At 58.3% G+C, this 15790-nt stretch carries 14 protein-coding genes and 1 pseudogene; 8 read left to right on the top strand and 7 right to left on the bottom strand.

The features are described from left to right. The first annotated feature begins 92 nt into the window (after nt 1-92). The 4 genes and pseudogenes from ACZ899_RS05980 to ACZ899_RS05965 all read left to right on the top strand — a co-directional run. Complete coding sequence (locus ACZ899_RS05980; RefSeq protein ID WP_234561193.1) at nt 93-992, top strand: LysR family transcriptional regulator; 900 nt, start codon at nt 93-95, stop codon at nt 990-992. Nucleotides 993-1082: 90 nt separating this feature from the next. Then, a complete protein-coding gene (locus tag ACZ899_RS05975; RefSeq protein ID WP_234561192.1) occupies nt 1083-1892 on the top strand; it encodes an alpha/beta fold hydrolase in 810 nt (269 codons plus the stop codon). An 83-nt stretch (nt 1893-1975) separates the two neighbouring features. After that, nucleotides 1976-3412, top strand: a complete 1437-nt coding sequence (locus ACZ899_RS05970; RefSeq protein ID WP_234561191.1) for an alanine/glycine:cation symporter family protein — start codon at nt 1976-1978, stop codon at nt 3410-3412. Nucleotides 3413-3576: 164 nt separating this feature from the next. Further along, a pseudogene (locus ACZ899_RS05965) lies at nt 3577-4083 on the top strand (tyrosine-type recombinase/integrase); the annotation flags it as partial. Between the two features lie 109 nt (nt 4084-4192). On the opposite strand, the gene ACZ899_RS05960 reads toward ACZ899_RS05965, so the two are convergent. After that, nucleotides 4193-5065 (bottom strand): DUF6602 domain-containing protein, encoded by an 873-nt coding sequence (locus ACZ899_RS05960; protein WP_234561190.1) that lies wholly within the window; start codon nt 5063-5065, stop codon nt 4193-4195. Between the two features lie 69 nt (nt 5066-5134). Beyond that, the gene (locus ACZ899_RS05955; protein WP_234561189.1) at nt 5135-5827 is read right to left on the bottom strand and encodes a hypothetical protein; all 693 of its coding nucleotides are present in this window, start codon (nt 5825-5827) and stop codon (nt 5135-5137) included. A gap of 533 nt (nt 5828-6360) precedes the next feature. Here ACZ899_RS05955 and ACZ899_RS05950 point away from each other — a divergent pair. The 3 genes from ACZ899_RS05950 to tnpC all read left to right on the top strand — a co-directional run bounded on the left by ACZ899_RS05950 (nt 6361) and on the right by tnpC (nt 9348). Then, nucleotides 6361-7356, top strand: coding sequence for a hypothetical protein (locus ACZ899_RS05950; protein WP_234561188.1), 996 nt, complete (start codon nt 6361-6363; stop codon nt 7354-7356). Nucleotides 7357-7437: 81 nt separating this feature from the next. Beyond that, a complete protein-coding gene (gene tnpB / locus ACZ899_RS05945; protein WP_234561187.1) occupies nt 7438-7797 on the top strand; it encodes an IS66 family insertion sequence element accessory protein TnpB in 360 nt (119 codons plus the stop codon). Between the two features lie 18 nt (nt 7798-7815). Next, a complete protein-coding gene (tnpC, locus tag ACZ899_RS05940; RefSeq protein ID WP_234561186.1) occupies nt 7816-9348 on the top strand; it encodes an IS66 family transposase in 1533 nt (510 codons plus the stop codon). A 250-nt stretch (nt 9349-9598) separates the two neighbouring features. Here tnpC and ACZ899_RS05935 read toward each other — a convergent pair whose 3' ends face one another. After that, nucleotides 9599-10150 carry a YdeI/OmpD-associated family protein gene (locus tag ACZ899_RS05935; protein WP_234561185.1) on the bottom strand — a complete coding sequence of 184 codons (552 nt, stop codon included), beginning with the start codon at nt 10148-10150 and terminating at the stop codon, nt 9599-9601. A gap of 22 nt (nt 10151-10172) precedes the next feature. Continuing rightward, nucleotides 10173-11306, bottom strand: coding sequence for a pyridoxal-phosphate-dependent aminotransferase family protein (locus tag ACZ899_RS05930; protein WP_234561203.1), 1134 nt, complete (start codon nt 11304-11306; stop codon nt 10173-10175). Between the two features lie 277 nt (nt 11307-11583). Between ACZ899_RS05930 and ACZ899_RS05925 the strand changes: the two genes are divergently transcribed. Beyond that, nucleotides 11584-12519: a cyclase family protein gene (locus ACZ899_RS05925; protein ID WP_234561184.1), complete on the top strand. Its 936-nt coding sequence runs from the start codon at nt 11584-11586 to the stop codon at nt 12517-12519. A gap of 155 nt (nt 12520-12674) precedes the next feature. On the opposite strand, the gene ACZ899_RS05920 is transcribed toward ACZ899_RS05925, so the two are convergent. From ACZ899_RS05920 to ACZ899_RS05910, 3 genes are all read right to left on the bottom strand, one after another. Next, the gene (locus ACZ899_RS05920; RefSeq protein ID WP_234561183.1) at nt 12675-13424 is read right to left on the bottom strand and encodes a hypothetical protein; all 750 of its coding nucleotides are present in this window, start codon (nt 13422-13424) and stop codon (nt 12675-12677) included. Nucleotides 13425-13539: 115 nt separating this feature from the next. Then, nucleotides 13540-14685: an AAA family ATPase gene (locus ACZ899_RS05915; RefSeq protein ID WP_234561182.1), complete on the bottom strand. Its 1146-nt coding sequence runs from the start codon at nt 14683-14685 to the stop codon at nt 13540-13542. A 14-nt stretch (nt 14686-14699) separates the two neighbouring features. Then, complete coding sequence (locus tag ACZ899_RS05910) at nt 14700-15560, bottom strand: RNA ligase family protein (protein WP_234561181.1); 861 nt, start codon at nt 15558-15560, stop codon at nt 14700-14702. Nucleotides 15561-15790 lie beyond the last annotated feature (230 nt).

Below are 15790 nucleotides of genomic sequence, written 5' to 3'. Positions count from 1 at the left end.
TGTAGGTGAGGCTTGAGTATCGGCGCCGATATTTGATACGTATATTACGAAGAAGCTAAGCTTGTTATAGCCTAAACCTATGGAAAAGCGCCGTGATCAACTTTCGCTTGATACGCCACCTTTGGCTGTTCCTGGCTGTGGCAGAAGACCAAAATTTCAGTCGCGCCGCCAAGCGGCTGGGTATGTCGCAACCGCCGTTGACCGAGCAGATCCAGGCGCTCGAACAGTCGCTACGCGTTCAACTTTTTACCCGTTCTCGCCGCGGAGCGCAGCTGACTGCCGCCGGCGCCGCGATTCTTCCCGCGGTCCGGAAATTCGCTGATCAACTGGAGCGACTCGAGTTGGCAGTTCACGAAGCCGTCGCCGGCCATGCCGGCGTGGTGACCATCGGGGCCATTACATCGGCGATGATCGACGTGCTACCCCCGTTGATCGAGCGCTTCAAACAGAACCATCCGTTGATTACGGTATCGGTTCGGGAGATAGATAGCGCGGAAGCCATACCCGCACTGGAGGCGGGTGATATCGACATTGCATTCGCACGCCTGGAAGGGAATCTCGGTCGACATATTCAATCCTTGCCGCTGTCCGAAGATAGGCTGGCTGTAGCATTACCCAAAGACCATCCGTTAGCTGCCAGGGAGTCGATCTCTCTACAATCTCTCGCGGACGAAACCCTGGTCATGGCTTCAAGGGATGTGAGTCCTGTGTACTTCGACTACCTGGTTGGGCAGTGTAAAGCCAGCGGCTTCGCACCGCGCATCGTCCACCAGGTGCGGTCCGTATCGTCACAAGTCGCCTTTGTCAGTTGCGGACAGGGCATCGCATTGGTACCGACGTCTATGGGTAAACTCGCGCCGGAGAACGTCCTTATCCGCCCCCTGCATCCCGAAGTGAAAGTGGTGATCACGGCCATGGCCTGGCATAGCGAGCACAAAAACCCATTGGTGGAGGCAATGATCGACCATGCAAGACAAGATTTGCAGTCATAGGCCAGGCGTATGACAGGGTTCGTGGCTTCGTATTTTACAAATCATTTGGCACGTTCAACATTGGGGACTCTGTTATAGGAGTTTGTATCCGTGTCCCATGCAGCCCGCTTCACGTACGAGAAAATCCCACTGAGCATCGATGGTGTGCAGCTCGATCTGGCGGTGATACACCGCACCGGGCCAAAAACGCCCATCCTGTTCCTCCACGGTTTCGGTTCCACCAAAGAAGACTACGCCGATATCACGCTGCAAGCGTCTTTCGAAGGACACCCCTTCATTGCCTATGATGCACCAGGCTGCGGTGAAACGGAGTGCGCCGACCTCTCGCGCATCAACGTCCCATTCCTCGTGAAAACCGCGCAGGCCGTGCTCAGGCATTTCGGAATCGACAAGTTTCACCTGGTAGGCCATTCCATGGGGGGGCTGACCGGTTTGGTATTGGCTCACGAAGAGCCTGATCGCATTCAAACCTTCGTTGATATCGAAGGCAACATCGCACCTGAGGATTGCTTCCTGAGTCGGCAGATCCATGATCATGATCGTGAGGACGACGCGGGCTTCTTCCGTGATTTTATCAATCGCACCCGGTTGGCTTCTGATCCTGCAAGTGCACTCTATGCCGCCAGCCTCGCGCATAAAGTACGGACCGGCGCAGTGCGTGGCATTTTCGAATCGATGGTGGACTTGTCCGACAATGCTCAGTTGATGGACAAGTTCCTCGCACTACCTTTCCCGCGCCAATACATGTATGGGATAACCAACTCACACCTGTCCTACCTCGACCATATCGCTGCACAAGGCGTGGAACTGGCGTGCATCCCTGATTGCGGTCATTTCCCGATGTATTCGAATCCCGCCCTGATGTGGAAGCACATCAAGGCTTTGCAAGACCGCGCCTAAACGGATCATATCTTTACCACGCGGCCAAGTCGGCCGCGTGAAGCTCGCACTACCCCCAGTAATAATAACAATTAGGTTGCGCCATGCTCGAAGCCATCAATGGTTTTCTTTCGGGAAAGCTGCTCATCGTCCTGGTCGTCGGACTAGGGACTTATTTCACCATCAAGACACGCTTTGTGCAGCTTCGCTATTTCCTGCACATGTTTAAAGTTTTCAAAGACAGCCTCACCAGCAGTTCAGCGCAAATTAGCTCGTTTCAAGCGCTTATGTTAAGCCTCGCGGGCCGGGTAGGTGCAGGCAACATTGCCGGCGTTGGGGTTGCTGTAACAATGGGTGGTCCGGGTGCTGTTTTCTGGATGTGGGTCACAGCTCTGGTTGGCATGGCGACCACGCTTATGGAATGTAGCTTGGCCCAGTTGTACAAGCGTAAAGATGCCAGCGGCCAATTCTACGGCGGACCGTCGTTTTACATTGAATACGGACTGAACAAGCGATGGCTCGGGGTACTGATGGCAATTTTGCTCATCGTCACCTTTGGCTTTTCATTCAACGGACTGCAATCGCATGCCGTAACCCACTCCCTGCAAAATGCTTTCGGCATCGAACCCACTCATTCGGGCATCGTTCTGGCCGTCGTGCTGGGGCTGGTGTTTGTAGGCGGCATCAAGCGTATCGCGAAGGTGGCAGACCTGTTGGTACCGGTGAAGACGCTAGCCTACGTGGCGGTAACACTCTACGTGATTGTTTTGCAGTTCGATCACGTGCCAATGATGCTGCTGACCATCATAAAAAGCGCCTTCGGCCTAGACCAGGCTTTCGGCGGCCTCATTGGCAGCGCTATCGTGATGGGGGTCAAACGCGGCGTGTTCGCCAATGAAGCCGGCCTGGGCAGTGCTCCAAACGTGGCGGCAGTGGCCGAGGTCAGACACCCAATTTCTCAAGGTGTGGTACAGGCGTTTAGCGTGTTCTTCGACACGTTCGTCATTTGTACCTGCACTGCTCTGCTGATCTTGCTGTCCGGCTTCTACACCCCCGGCTTTGCCGGTGACGGTCTGGTTCTGACCCAAAATTCACTAGCTGCGGTTGTGGGCGACTGGGGGCGCATTTTCATTAGCGCTGCACTGGCATTGTTCGTGTTTACTTCGATCCTCTACAACTACTACCTCGGCGAGAACAACCTGAAGTTTATCCTTGGCGAAAGCCGCAAGGTCCTTCTGGGCTACCGCGCAGTCGTGCTAGCACTCATCCTCTGGGGCTCGATGGAAGACCTATCAACAGTATTCGCGTTTGCCGACATCACCATGACCCTTTCCGCCTTGGTAAACCTGATCGCCCTGACGTTGCTGTGTAAGGTTGGCCTCAGACTGCTCGCAGACTACGACAAGCAACGTAAAGCGGGTGTTACCGAACCAGTCCTGACCACCAGTGCTTTTCAGGATGTGAATATCGACCAGGGTATCTGGGCTGAACAGCTCCCAGCCCCCGTAGATAACCCAGCAGTTGTGGTTAGCCACCGATAAATCTGGCTGTGGCGATGGGGTCCATTACGAGGCCCCATCGCCTGCGTAACTTAGGAGATTCAACATGAATGCGAGCCCGCTACCTACTCCGCAGGTCTGCTTTCCCGGAGGAAACTATCTGCACTTCGACGTCACCGCGAAAAATTTCAACCTGCCGGTTCAGGGGTGGGCGGCGTCGTTCAGAAATCGTGGGACTGCAGATTGAGGACCTTCGCTGTCTGGAAGCTGACACTTGGCTATATGCGCTTGGGGCAACCAAAACCGATAGTAGGAGCGTGCGGCGGGAAAAGCCGCTGCAGGGGCCGGCGGCACGGGCACTGAGCGGCTGGCTGGACGCAGCACCGGCCAGCCGCGGCCCGCTGTTTCGCCGCCTGTACAGAGGTGGCCGGGTCGCACCACACGGCCTGTCCGGCGACCAGGTCGCGCGAATAGTCAAACGCCGTGCGGCGATGGCAGGCCTTGACGGGGACTGGGCAGCACACAGCCTGCGCTCGGGCTTCGTCACCGAGGCAAGACGCCAGGGCGTGCCGCTCGGTGAGGTGATGGCAATGACCGAGCACCGCAGTGTGAGCACTGTGATGGGCTACTTCCAGGCAGGCGCCCTGCTGGACAGTCGGGCGAGTAAGCTCCTCGGACCGACAACGGGTGCTAGTGAATCCGCACCGGAGTAAACAGCTGACTCAAACGGGACGATTGCCATCTATGCCAGATGACGAATGCGCAAAGCTGCAGTTGTTGCCCCATTGATCGGTGTGAGCAGCACGCAGCGCATACCCAAGGTTACATGGGGAACAAGTCGATGGCGAAAATGGTTTTGCTTGGCGAACTGTTGTGATAGGACAATCGCGGCACCAGCACACCTGCAGGCTGGCCACTGCTCAGGTGGCGTTCGACGCAGGCATACACAGACAGGAAGAACCGCTCCAGCGCGTTGATCGCGGTACCTTCGTGATCCTCGTAGAAATACGAGAGATAGCCCATGGCATCGCGGTCGTGGATGACCATGCCTCTTTGCAAATGGTAGGAATGGTCTAGGCCGGTGATTTCGTCCGGGAGGAAATGGAAAGTATCATGATCGAACTCCTGATAGCTGCCTGGGTGCCGAAATGAGTGAAAGTGCCTGCTGACTGCCCCCAACGTCGGAGCGTTGAACATGAACAAGTACGTCCTCGCCGCCAGTTGCAGGTTTTGGAAACTCTGGAAATAGCGAATCACTTCATGAAATCCGGCGCGGTTGATCGAGGTCTTTACTTCGATAATTGCAAGCACCGACTCCGCCGGCACCACAACCACACCCTCTACTCGATAGAACGGGGCATACCGGTGCGAGTCGTAAATCAGAATGTCGCACTGCCTGGACAAACCGCCCGCGCTGTCGATGATGAACCCCTGCTCCACACTGACCGCCCCCGGCAGGTGATCTTTGAGGAACTGGCGAAGCACCGCTTCGGCCAGTGCGCCAGTGGTCGGGTTGTGCCGGGTGATGTACACCTTGGCTTGGGCGATCTTGCTGTGCAGTTCCTGACTCGCATGATCAAAGTAATGACTCATGCCTTCTCCCTTTGAAGATAAGCCGCAAAGCTGGTGGCCGCCGCCGGCCAATCCCTGGGGATTGTCGACATGACGCGCCATCTCGACAAGACGCCGCTGCATTGCAGTTGAACACCTGCAGCGGCTCATCCAGCGGCGCCGATGCTGCGGCTCGTGAAAATTACGCGATATTCAAAGGTCGAAGATCCGCGAACCGCCAGCATCCACGCGGAAATTTGACCACGCTCGCCGTCCTTGGCGCATTTCTTTGAGGCCATCCTCACCAAATCGCGCGTGGATCTGCCCAATCAGATGATCCGGCTCCAGTACCTCCAGGAGCCGGTAGGTGACCAGCGGGCGGAGTAACGACTGATACTCCAGGGTGGGATCGTAAAATCGCCCTGCGTGCTCGATCAGTGCATGCCCCTCGACCCCCGCCTCCGGGTGATGAATGAGTGACAGTGCATAACGAAGCTGCGGATGTGAGGCCTGAAGGCTCAGGATGGTCAGCAGACAGTTTTGCCAACAGAAAGTGGGCTGAGCTAGCATCGGCTTCCTAGCATGTAGCTCCCGGATGAACGTCGGCGAAGGCGTTACCTGACCTGTAATGTCAATTCCTTGGAGGAACGGCTTCGGAAGCAGCGCAATCTCCTTGTAGTTGAAGGCTGCGGCGTCACCGGTGTAAGAATCCACAATACGGTAGTGTTGGTCCTTAAAGCTGCACTGAGCGAAGACTTCGGCCTGTTTCAACGATGCAAAACGACTGATTGGAAGTGGTGCAGTGCCTTGGACATACAGATCAAAGCGGCCAGCACTACTGAGGCTTTCTTCCGATGGTCTACTCGCTGAAGCCGTAGAGAACCACTTGCGAATCCATTTCAACATCAAGATCTCTCCCCCGGGACGGCAGCGGGCACCGGGCAATCGCATGCTTTTCAGAACACGGAAAGTAACACGGCGCGGCTCTTTCGGCACCTCAGATACTCAGCCGTACGGCAACCGCCCGTAAAGCGGGAGCACGAACAGGCATTGGCGGTGCATGTACTGGTGCATCGTTGCTTATCCCTTGAAGATGAGGCGACAACGGGCTGCGTGCACGTTGCGCGATTGCCTCCGCTTGCTAGGCTGGAAGCAGCTCTCCGTCATGAGCTGCACAGGAATCTAATATGAGTGCCAACGCACTTCATGATCACCACTTGGTGCTTCGTTGGCCGCTCGGGGTTTCTAGGGAGCAGATGCTAGGGTATAAGGACCACTTATGCACCGTAGGGGTCGCCCGGTGGGCATGACAGTCCGTAATCCTCGGCTCCAGGAGCCTCTCCTGCAAGACGCTTCACTTGGCCCGTGAAGGGCGAATCAGTGCAACTGAAAGCACACCTGCACGATTTACCAGTGATGATTGCCCGCCGGAGCAGCCAATGACACAAGTGCAAACCCTCTATCTCATCCCCGGTCTCGGTCAGGAAATCACCGATTTTCTCCTGCACACCGTACCCGCGCGTAGACGACGTAAAGTGGCGCGCTACCTTCAGCATGTCGACCTATGGTTGCGCCACACTCAATATAAATCACTCAGTGATGGACCGCTGCCGCTTGAGGCCTATGTCCATTTTTATCTTTCACATATCTCTGTATATCCCGGACCAGCGCAGCCTACGGAGCCCAGAAATTACTACCTACCAGTCTACATTGATGACTTGCTCATCCAACGTGAACTGAAGGGCTTAGGCCGGCTGAGCAATCGCCAGGCCGCGTCCAGAATCGCCGCTGCCATGAACTGGCAGGAACATCACTTCGGCAAAAATCTCGACCTCCTGCGCTCTCAGATGAAGAAGCTCTACCGTCAAGCCACTCGCTTTGTCCACGCCACTGAACTCACAGCACACACAAAACTGTACTCGGGCGACAGCCTGGAACTGATTTGCGGTTCCTGCAGAGGTGTGGAGCACTGGGTGAGGGATGTCGCGATGCTTCGTTTGCTACAAGAAACGGGGTGCGCCACATCGGATCTGGCCAAAGCAAAATGCACTGATCTTCTTCGCGGATACAATGATGAGTGGTATTTCCAATTCGGCAAGGATAAAGAGATCTGCCTCAGTGAAGGGACCGCCACCCTCTTGCAGGTACTGCTGGGTCGACATCATCATTTGGAAAAATATCGTGTTAATCACCAACAGCTGTTCAGCATGGGAGATGTTGGAGTCGAGTTCGAAATGAGCGCCCACGAGGTAGAGGTCGTATTGGAACGCCGCTACCGCTTTGCGCTGATGCTGAGCAGTGTCAACTGCGCATCGGCTGTCAATCTTTACGATCCTGTCGCCACGCCCTTCCCAGAAGGATTCGTCAGTGAGCGCACGGCGCTCGTTTCACACCTTGAAAAAGCCCACAAGGTCGTCAACCTCCAATTTACGTAAGCGCTCCATGAACCCCACATTCAAAGCGCTTACCTGATCCCCGATTCTGTGCTCCCGATTTCTTTCTGGAGCTCGCCGACAATGATGCGACCCGACGCCAAAGTCGAAAAAGTGTACCTCTACCCCAAGCCCGTCGACTTTCGAAAATCCATCGATGGCCTGGCCGCGCTGGTCGAACTCGATATCAAGGTGGCGGTGTTCGACCCAGTGCTTTTCGTCTTCCTCAACAAGCCGCGCAACCGCGTGAAGATCCTGTATTGGGAGCGCAACGGCTTCTGCCTGTGGCTCAAACGCTTGGAGTCCGAACGTTTCAAAACCTCGCCCGATGTCACTGACGAAGCCATTGTCCTGACCGTCCAAGAACTGAACTGGCTACTCGACGGCTTCGACCTCTGGCGTAACCGTCCGCATCAGGTTTTGACCCCTCGTTTCGTGGCCTGATTCGGTATAATCCGCGGCATGATTTCCATGCCCGAAAACCTCCCTGACGATCCTGTTCTGCTCAAGCAACTGCTTGAGCAGATGATCAACGAGCGCGCGTCCGACAAGGGCAAGATCGTTCATCTCGAAGAGGAAGTTGCGCTGTTGCGTCAGCGCCTGTTCGGGCGCAAGACCGAGCAGACAGGTGATGTGGCAACGCCACAATTGCCACTCTTCGACGAAGCGGAAAGCCTGGCCGAACCCATGGATGAGGCTGGCGACGAAGAAGTCGTTGCGCCGACCAAGCGCCGTGGCAAACGCAAGCCGCTACCGGCTGATTTGCCGCGTATCGAAGTTGTCCACGAACTGCCCGAGCATGAACTGACCTGCGCTTGCGGCTGCCGCAAACATGCCATCGGTGAAGAAGTCAGCGAACAGCTTGAAATCGTCCCGATGCAGATTCGCGTCATCAAGCATGTGCGCAAGGTGTACGGCTGCCGCGACTGCGAGTCAGCGCTCGTGACGGCGGACAAGCCCGCCCAGATGATCGAGAAAAGCATGGCCAGCCCGAGTGTGCTGGCCATGCTGCTGACCACCAAATACGTAGCCGGCTTGCCGCTTCACCGCTTCGAAAAAGTGCTGGGGCGTCACGGTATCGATATCCCGCGCCAAACCCTGGCATGCTGGGTGATTCAATGCAGCGAGCACTTTCAGCCGCTGCTGAATCTGATGCGCGAAAGCCTGTTGAACAGTCGGATCATCCACTGTGACGAAACACGTGTGCAGGTGTTGAAAGAGCCGGGTCGTGAGCCCAGCAGCCAATCCTGGATGTGGGTACAAACCGGCGGCCCACCTGATCGCCCGGTGATCCTTTTCGACTACGCCACCAGCCGAGCGCAGGAGGTGCCCATGCGCCTGCTGGATGGCTATCGCGGTTATGTCATGACCGATGACTACGCCGGTTACAACGCACTGGCCACACAGAACGGCGTGGAGCGGTTGGGCTGCTGGGCGCATGCGCGCCGCAAGTTCGTCGAAGCGCAGAAAGTACAGCCCAAGGGCAAAACAGGACGCGCTGACATCGCATTGAACCTGATCAATAAGCTCTATGGCGTCGAGCGCGATTTGAAGGACAGCGACGACGAAGATCGTAAGGCTACCCGCATGGAACGCAGCCTGCCATTGCTGACTCAGCTGAAAAACTGGGTAGAGAAAACGCAACCTCAGGTCACGACGCAGAATGCCTTGGGCAAGGCCATCGGTTACTTGGCCAGCAACTGGAGCAAGTTGGAACGCTACGTCGAGCACGGCTACTTGCCGATGGACAACAACGCGGCCGAGCGTGCGATCCGCCCGTTTGTCATCGGCAGAAAGAACTGGTTGTTCAGTGACACGCCCAAAGGTGCCACTGCCAGCGCACAACTTTACAGCTTGGTAGAAACGGCCAAAGCCAACGGCCAAGAACCCTATGCGTGGCTGCGCCACGCACTGGAACGCTTGCCGCAGGCGTCCTCAGTGGAAGACTACGAAGCGCTACTGCCATGGAACTGCACACCTCAAATACACAGCTAGGTGCGCTGCCCATCTTTGGTTAGGTGGGGTTTATGGAGCGCTTACAGAGTTTTGCCATGTCTAAGCGGTACAAACTTTCCGACGCAGAGTGGTAAATATTCGCAGACCTCTTCACCGCACGTCGACGTACCAGGCAGCCAAGAGAGGTATAGTATGCCCTTGCTTGAGATGTAGTGCATCTACCCTACTACGTCCGGCAAGTATTCAGAGGTCGCAGATTAGTGCCCTGCTGCGCATTGCCAGCCCAAGTTTAATTTTCTGCCTCGGGCGCCCGAAATGCTTTGCTGTAGTAACCGGACGAGTCGAAACAGCAAACCTGCTTCTTGCCGGTCGCAAGCATATCGCAGGCATCCCCAATTCGCTTTTCACGCGTCTTGAGTTGCTTCGCTGAAGTAATCCAGTGAATCCAGTCCACCCGCGCAAGGGTCGTCGTACTATTCCAAACCTTTTGAGCCTCAGGTGTGGTTGCCAGGGCTTTCTCGAAATCCGCTGGGATATCAGGCTCAGGCTCCTTCTTCACCGGGACTAGTTCAAGGGTAACAATATCGCCAGCAACCACACCTGCCGCATCGAGCAAATCGCTACTGACCCTCAGCCAATGGCTCAGCTGACCATCTGGCTCAAGGGTTGCCCGGAAAGGATGCCCATTGATCGTGCCTTCAACGGTCGTCCTTCCCCGCCTCGGAAGCCGTTCACTCGCGTCCCTTGGAAGAACTGCAAACGCCCACGACCTGTCATCACCGGGCTTTAACGGACGAAGAAGCTTGGCTTCGAATCGGGACCTCGCATCGTCTGTTGTCATTGCAAGTTCTCCAACCGAACGCTCAGTTAACCATCACCTCGTCCAGCGCCTGCTCAAGTGTGCTGACCGTACGCTCGATATTGTGCAGCTTTTCCAGCCCGAACAGGCCGATGCGGAAGGTCTGGAAGTCGGCCGGCTCGTCGCATTGCAGCGGCACGCCGGCGGCAATCTGCAGGCCGTGGCTGGCAAACTTCTTACCATTCTTGATATCGGCATCATCGGTGTAACTCACCACCACGCCAGGGGCCTGAAAGCCTGCCGCAGCCACGCTCTTGATCCCTTTGCGGGTCATCATTGCCCGCACCCGGTCACCCAGGGCCTGTTGTTCGTCGCAGACCTTGTCGAAACCGTAGGCTTGGGTCTCTTTCATCACTTCGTTGAACCGCGCGAGGGCATCGCTGGGCATGGTCGCATGGTAGGCGTGGCCGCCCTGCTCATAGGCCTGCATGATCTGCAGCCACTTCTTCAAGTCGCAGGCGAAGCTGGTGCTTTGCGTCGATTCGATGCGCTCCAGGGCCAAAGCGCTGAACATCACCAGGGCGCAGCAAGGTGAGGCGCTCCAGCCTTTCTGCGGTGCGCTGATCAGCAGGTCGACCGCGCATTTGTGCATATCAACCCAGATCGCGCCCGAGGCGATGCAGTCCAGCACGAACAGGCCACCCACCGCATGCACGGCATCGCCCACGGCCCGCAGGTACTCATCGGGCAGGATGATCCCTGATGACGTTTCAACTTGGGGGGCGAAGACAATCTGCGGTTTCTGCGACGCAATAGCCGCCAACACTTCATCCAGAGGGGCTGGGGCGTAGGCCGCCTGGCGCCCCGACTCAATCGGCCGGGCTTTCAGCACCGTTGTCGCCGCTGGAATGTTGCCCACCTCAAGGATCTGGCTCCAGCGATAACTGAACCAGCCGTTGCGTATCACCAGGCATTGCTGGTCGGTGGCAAACTGCCGTGCTACCGCTTCCATGCCGAATGTGCCACTGCCCGGAACCACCGCAACCGCCTGGGCGTTGTAGACCTGTTTCAGGGTGGTTGAAATGTTCTTCATCACACCTTGGAACGACTGGGACATGTGGTTGAGCGAGCGGTCCGTGTAGACCACCGAATACTCGACCAGCCCTTCGGGATCGATACCGGGATAGATCTTCGACATGGTGCGGTTCCTTTGGCAGAGAGGTCCATGGCATCGACCCTGCCCTAAGCTATTGTAAATGACAAGATGCATCAGGCACACCGCAGCCCCCTGCCTGACTTACATCAGAGAAACGCCCACTGGTTGCAGTCCCAACAGCTTCCCCTGCATGAACATCAGAGATGTCCACTTCCTTGCCCCACACGCAAAACTCCTTGTCCCACCCACCCCTTTTTCCCATCCCCGCCTCCACCCAAAATCCGCCCCTGACATCACTTCCTGTTCAGGAGCCCAAGCATTGCGCTATTTCAAACCCCTACTACTAAGCCTAGCCCTGGCCACCACCGCCCAATCCACCCTGGCCGCCACCTGGCAATCCTCCCCCTACGGCCCAAACGACGAAGTCGGCGCCGCCAACCTCCTCACCCCCGAGGTGGTCAAGCAAGCCATCACCCTGGTCAAGACCGGCAAGACCTATCCCCTCGCCGTCCCCGTCAGCAAGGACCTGCCCGCCTTCCGCCACCGCAGCTTCCACCTCTACAACATCCAGCCCGGCGAACAGGCCGGCCAGACCCTGGGCAAGAACAAGTTCAGCTTCAACGATGAACTGGTCAACGGCTGGACCGGCGTCGGCACCCAGCTTAACGGCATCGGCCATATCGGTATCGACAACGTCTACTACAACGGTAACAAGGCCGCCGACTTCGTCACCGTCGAAGGCGTGACCAAGCTTGGCGTGGAGAAAGTGCCGCCGATGGTCACCCGTGGCGTGGTGCTGGACATGACCGCCTACTACGGCAAGGCCATCGTGCCGGGCGGGACGTCGTTCACCGTCAACGACATCAAGGCGGTGCTGAAGCGGCAAGGCATCACCCTGCGCAAGGGCGACGTGGTGCTGTTCAACACCGGCTGGCTGGAGCTGATCGGCAAGGACAACGCGCAGTTCCTCGCTACCGAGCCAGGCATCGACCTGCCGGCGGCCGAGTGGCTGGCCGACCAGGGCATCGTCGCCTTCGGCGGCGACACCTGGGCCTCGGAGGTCTACCCGAACCCTACCGGTGAGGAGTTCCCGGTCAACCAGTTCATGCTGGCCAAGCGTGGCATCTACAACCTGGAGCTGATCGACACCCGCGCCCTGGTACGCGACAAGGCCTTCGAGTTCCTGTTCGTGCTGGGCCAGCCGCTGTACAAGGGCTCGACCCAGGTCAATATCAACCCGGTGGCCATCTATTGATCATCAGGCCTTGAGGTGTTGTACCTCGCCTCCCTGGGGCTGCTTTGCAGCCCTTCGCGGGTGAACCCGCTCCCACAGGTACAGCGCCAACTCCAGAAATTGGGCGATCCTGTGGGAGACAGCTTGCGGCCGGAGTAAATCGCTGGCCGCACTGTTTACGGAGCCGGGTAGAAGCCTCTGCATTCACGTCCTAAGGGGCCGTCTGCAAAAGTGTTGCCGCTGCAGCAGTCCAAGCCGTCGCGCCCCACGTAGGTCCCCGCCCTGCACGCTGCGGGCAGCAGCTTTCTCCAGGTTTTAGTCCCTGCGTCGTTTCTGCCCGTACCATTGAGCTCGTAGGTGCAGTCATGCTTACGCTTCTCTGCATTCGGCACCTGTTGGTTATAGGCTGCTTCCCCCAGCTGGAGACATTTCTTGTACTTGGGGAGATCCAGTTCGCGTTTGGCCTTCGCCTCTGCAATGATTGCGGTGCATTTGGGGTCCCCAGGTGTAGCGAGGCAGTTGATTCGCCCACTCAATGCCTTGGCTCTTTCCCTCAAGCTTACGCACTCCTTTGCCAGCACAGGCTGCGCCGGTGTGCTGGCGCAGGCTTGCTGATAGAACGCCGGGGTGAAGTCGAACGTATCAGGGTGCGGGCCGCTCCCCCGATACATGACCTTCAAGCACTGCTTCTCACCGGACTCGAAGCAGATGCGACACTCTTCTCCCTTCACACACTTGCTGTACTTGGTACCTTCCTTGTGAGCGAACGCTGTTCCATTCATGGCTTTGGAGAAGACGACATGTGCGTCGCAGTTGGCGGGACAAGAAACCCCATCGTCGTAGATCGTGAGTTTTTTGACCTCTGCCTGGCTGGCCGGCACCGCCGCTACGAGGAACAGCATTGAGAACAGGAGTCGGATAAGCATGTGACCCTCCGTGGAACATGTGTGAACCGCTGCTACTTCGGCCTTGCCCTCCTCGATAGGCAGGAGAGGCATTTACAGAGCCTAGCAGCCGTACTGGCACAGTGCCCTTGGTGCTTCACCCCGTCACCACCTCATACCTCACCCGATGCGCCTCAGTCGGCAGCGGCACCTCCCACTTGAACAGCATCCGCCGTATATCGTCATTGCGCAGCGACGTATCGCGTCGCTGGTTACGCCGCATGATCTCCTCCTCCGGCCGCTCCAGGTAGACGATCTCCACCTGCGCTCCGTAGCCATACAGCAAATCCAGGGTACGGCTGCGCATCTGCGCCGACAGGTGCGTCGAGTTCCACACAAACGGCCTGTGCTCGCGCAACAGCGCCTTGGCCCGGTCGATGGCGTAGTGCGCGGCGGCGCCTTCGTTCTGGCCGTGGCGCAGGCCCAGGGCCTGGCGTGCGTCGTCGAACGACACCACCGGCAGGTCCGGGTGGTGTCGGGCGGTCCAGGTGTCCTTGCCGCTGGCCGGAAGGCCCGAGAGCATCACCACCTGGGAGCCTTGGGGTTCATGCAACGCATAGTCCGGGTGCACGCGGGCGCCACGCAGGTACTGAATACGCGTGTACTCGTCGGCAAACGCCCGTGGGCCGTACAAGCATCCCTCCTCTGCCGCCAGCTCGCGCCACAGTTCGATGGCGGTCAGCACATCGGCCTTGCCGGCATAGTGGCGGCCCTGCATGTCGGCCTCGGCCACCGCGCAGAGCATCCACACCGGCAGCTCCCAGGACAGCTTGTGCAGCAGGAACTCCGCGCTGCGCCCGCTGCGATCGCCCTGCAGGGCAAAGAACGGCAGTTGATGCACGGTAATGATTCGGCAGATCTGTTCACGCAGCGCGAACGGCACGCCGGCGCGCCACAGCAGCAGGCGCGCATCCACCGCACCTCGGCGCGAGTGGCCGGGTTGGCCGATGCGCCCGGTCTGCGGGTCGATCACCGTGGTGTCGGGTTTGGCGATGTCATGCAGCAGGGCAGCGAAGAACAGCACGAAGCGCTGCTCGGCGCTGGCGTCGCGGTAGGCGCTCTGCGCCAGCAGCGCCTCGACCACCAGGCACGTATGGACCCACACATCGCCCTCGGCGTGATAGGTCGGATCCTGTGGGGTGTCGGCCAGGCGTGCCAGGGCCGGGATGGCCGCCAGGCAAGCGGCGCTGTCCATGTCGTGCCCGGGGTCGGGCAGCAGTTGTTGCAGTTGTCGAATATCCATTTCAGGAAGCTCCTTCAGTCGCCGCGGCGTTGGCCGTGCCAGTCCAGGGACAGGCGCGGTGCGTAGAGATCGACGCCGGCGGCCAGTTGATTGGGTATGTACGGTTGGTTGGCATGGTGCTGGTCGGCGTCGAGGATGGCCTGGACGAAGTCCTGGCGCACCCACTTGAGCCGGCCCAGGGTCTGGCGCTCGTCTTCGAGCTTCAGGTACAGCCCCTCCATGCGGCTCGAGCGATCGCACTGGCGCCAGGCACGGGCCAGGTCGAGGCCTTCGCGGCGTACCACCTGCTCGAACACTTCGCGCCATTGCGCGGTCTTGGCCAGCGAGTCACCGAGCAACGCCATCAGTTCGGCGTAACGGCGTGGTGCCGGGCCTTCGTACAGCACCGGCACCGACAGCACCGGCCCGTCGGCGAGCAAGCGTCGACGCGCCGCGGTGGACAGGAACAGCCCCGTGGCGCGGTCCCACACGTCGAACTCGCAGAAGAAATGCGGCAGGTGGTCGTAGAACACCGAGTGCTTCTTGTGCAGCCACTCGCCATACAGCACGAAGCGGTCTTCAAGACGCTCCAGCAACCAGTGCTCGTGGGCCACGGCCCATTGCTTGAACAGATTGAACTGGCGCTCGCGGCCACCGCCGCTGAGGTAGTGGCCGCGCGATTGCAGGCGTAGCTCGCCACCGTTGGTAAAGCTGATGCCGGCGTTGGCGCCGTCGAGTTTCTCTTCCACCACCAGCCATTGGCCGGCCAACGAGCCATAGGCCACCTGGCCGGCATCGCTGTCGCCGTCCTGCAGGCGCGAGCCTTGCAGATGGGGTGTGCGGGGGTATTTGAGCAGTTCGAGGGAATGTGCGTCGGCACGAAAATCCATGTTCATGGGTTTCTCCTTGGAAATAGGGAAAAACCGACGACAGGATCAGGCAGGTACGAGGATGAAGCGCCGCCGCGCGCAAGCACGGGCAGCCATCAGGCACGATGGACCGTCGTCGGTATCAGGCGTGTTTGATGGCGCAGGGCACTGGCTTCACCACTTGGCAAAAGGTTGCGGGGATTCGAGGGCGCATATTCAACAGCAGGTACCGGTAGCGGGTCAAGCCCTCAGTGGCA

The sequence above is a fragment of the Pseudomonas sp. TE31087 genome (assembly GCF_057284075.1).
This window is presented reverse-complemented; position numbering and strand designations above follow the sequence as displayed.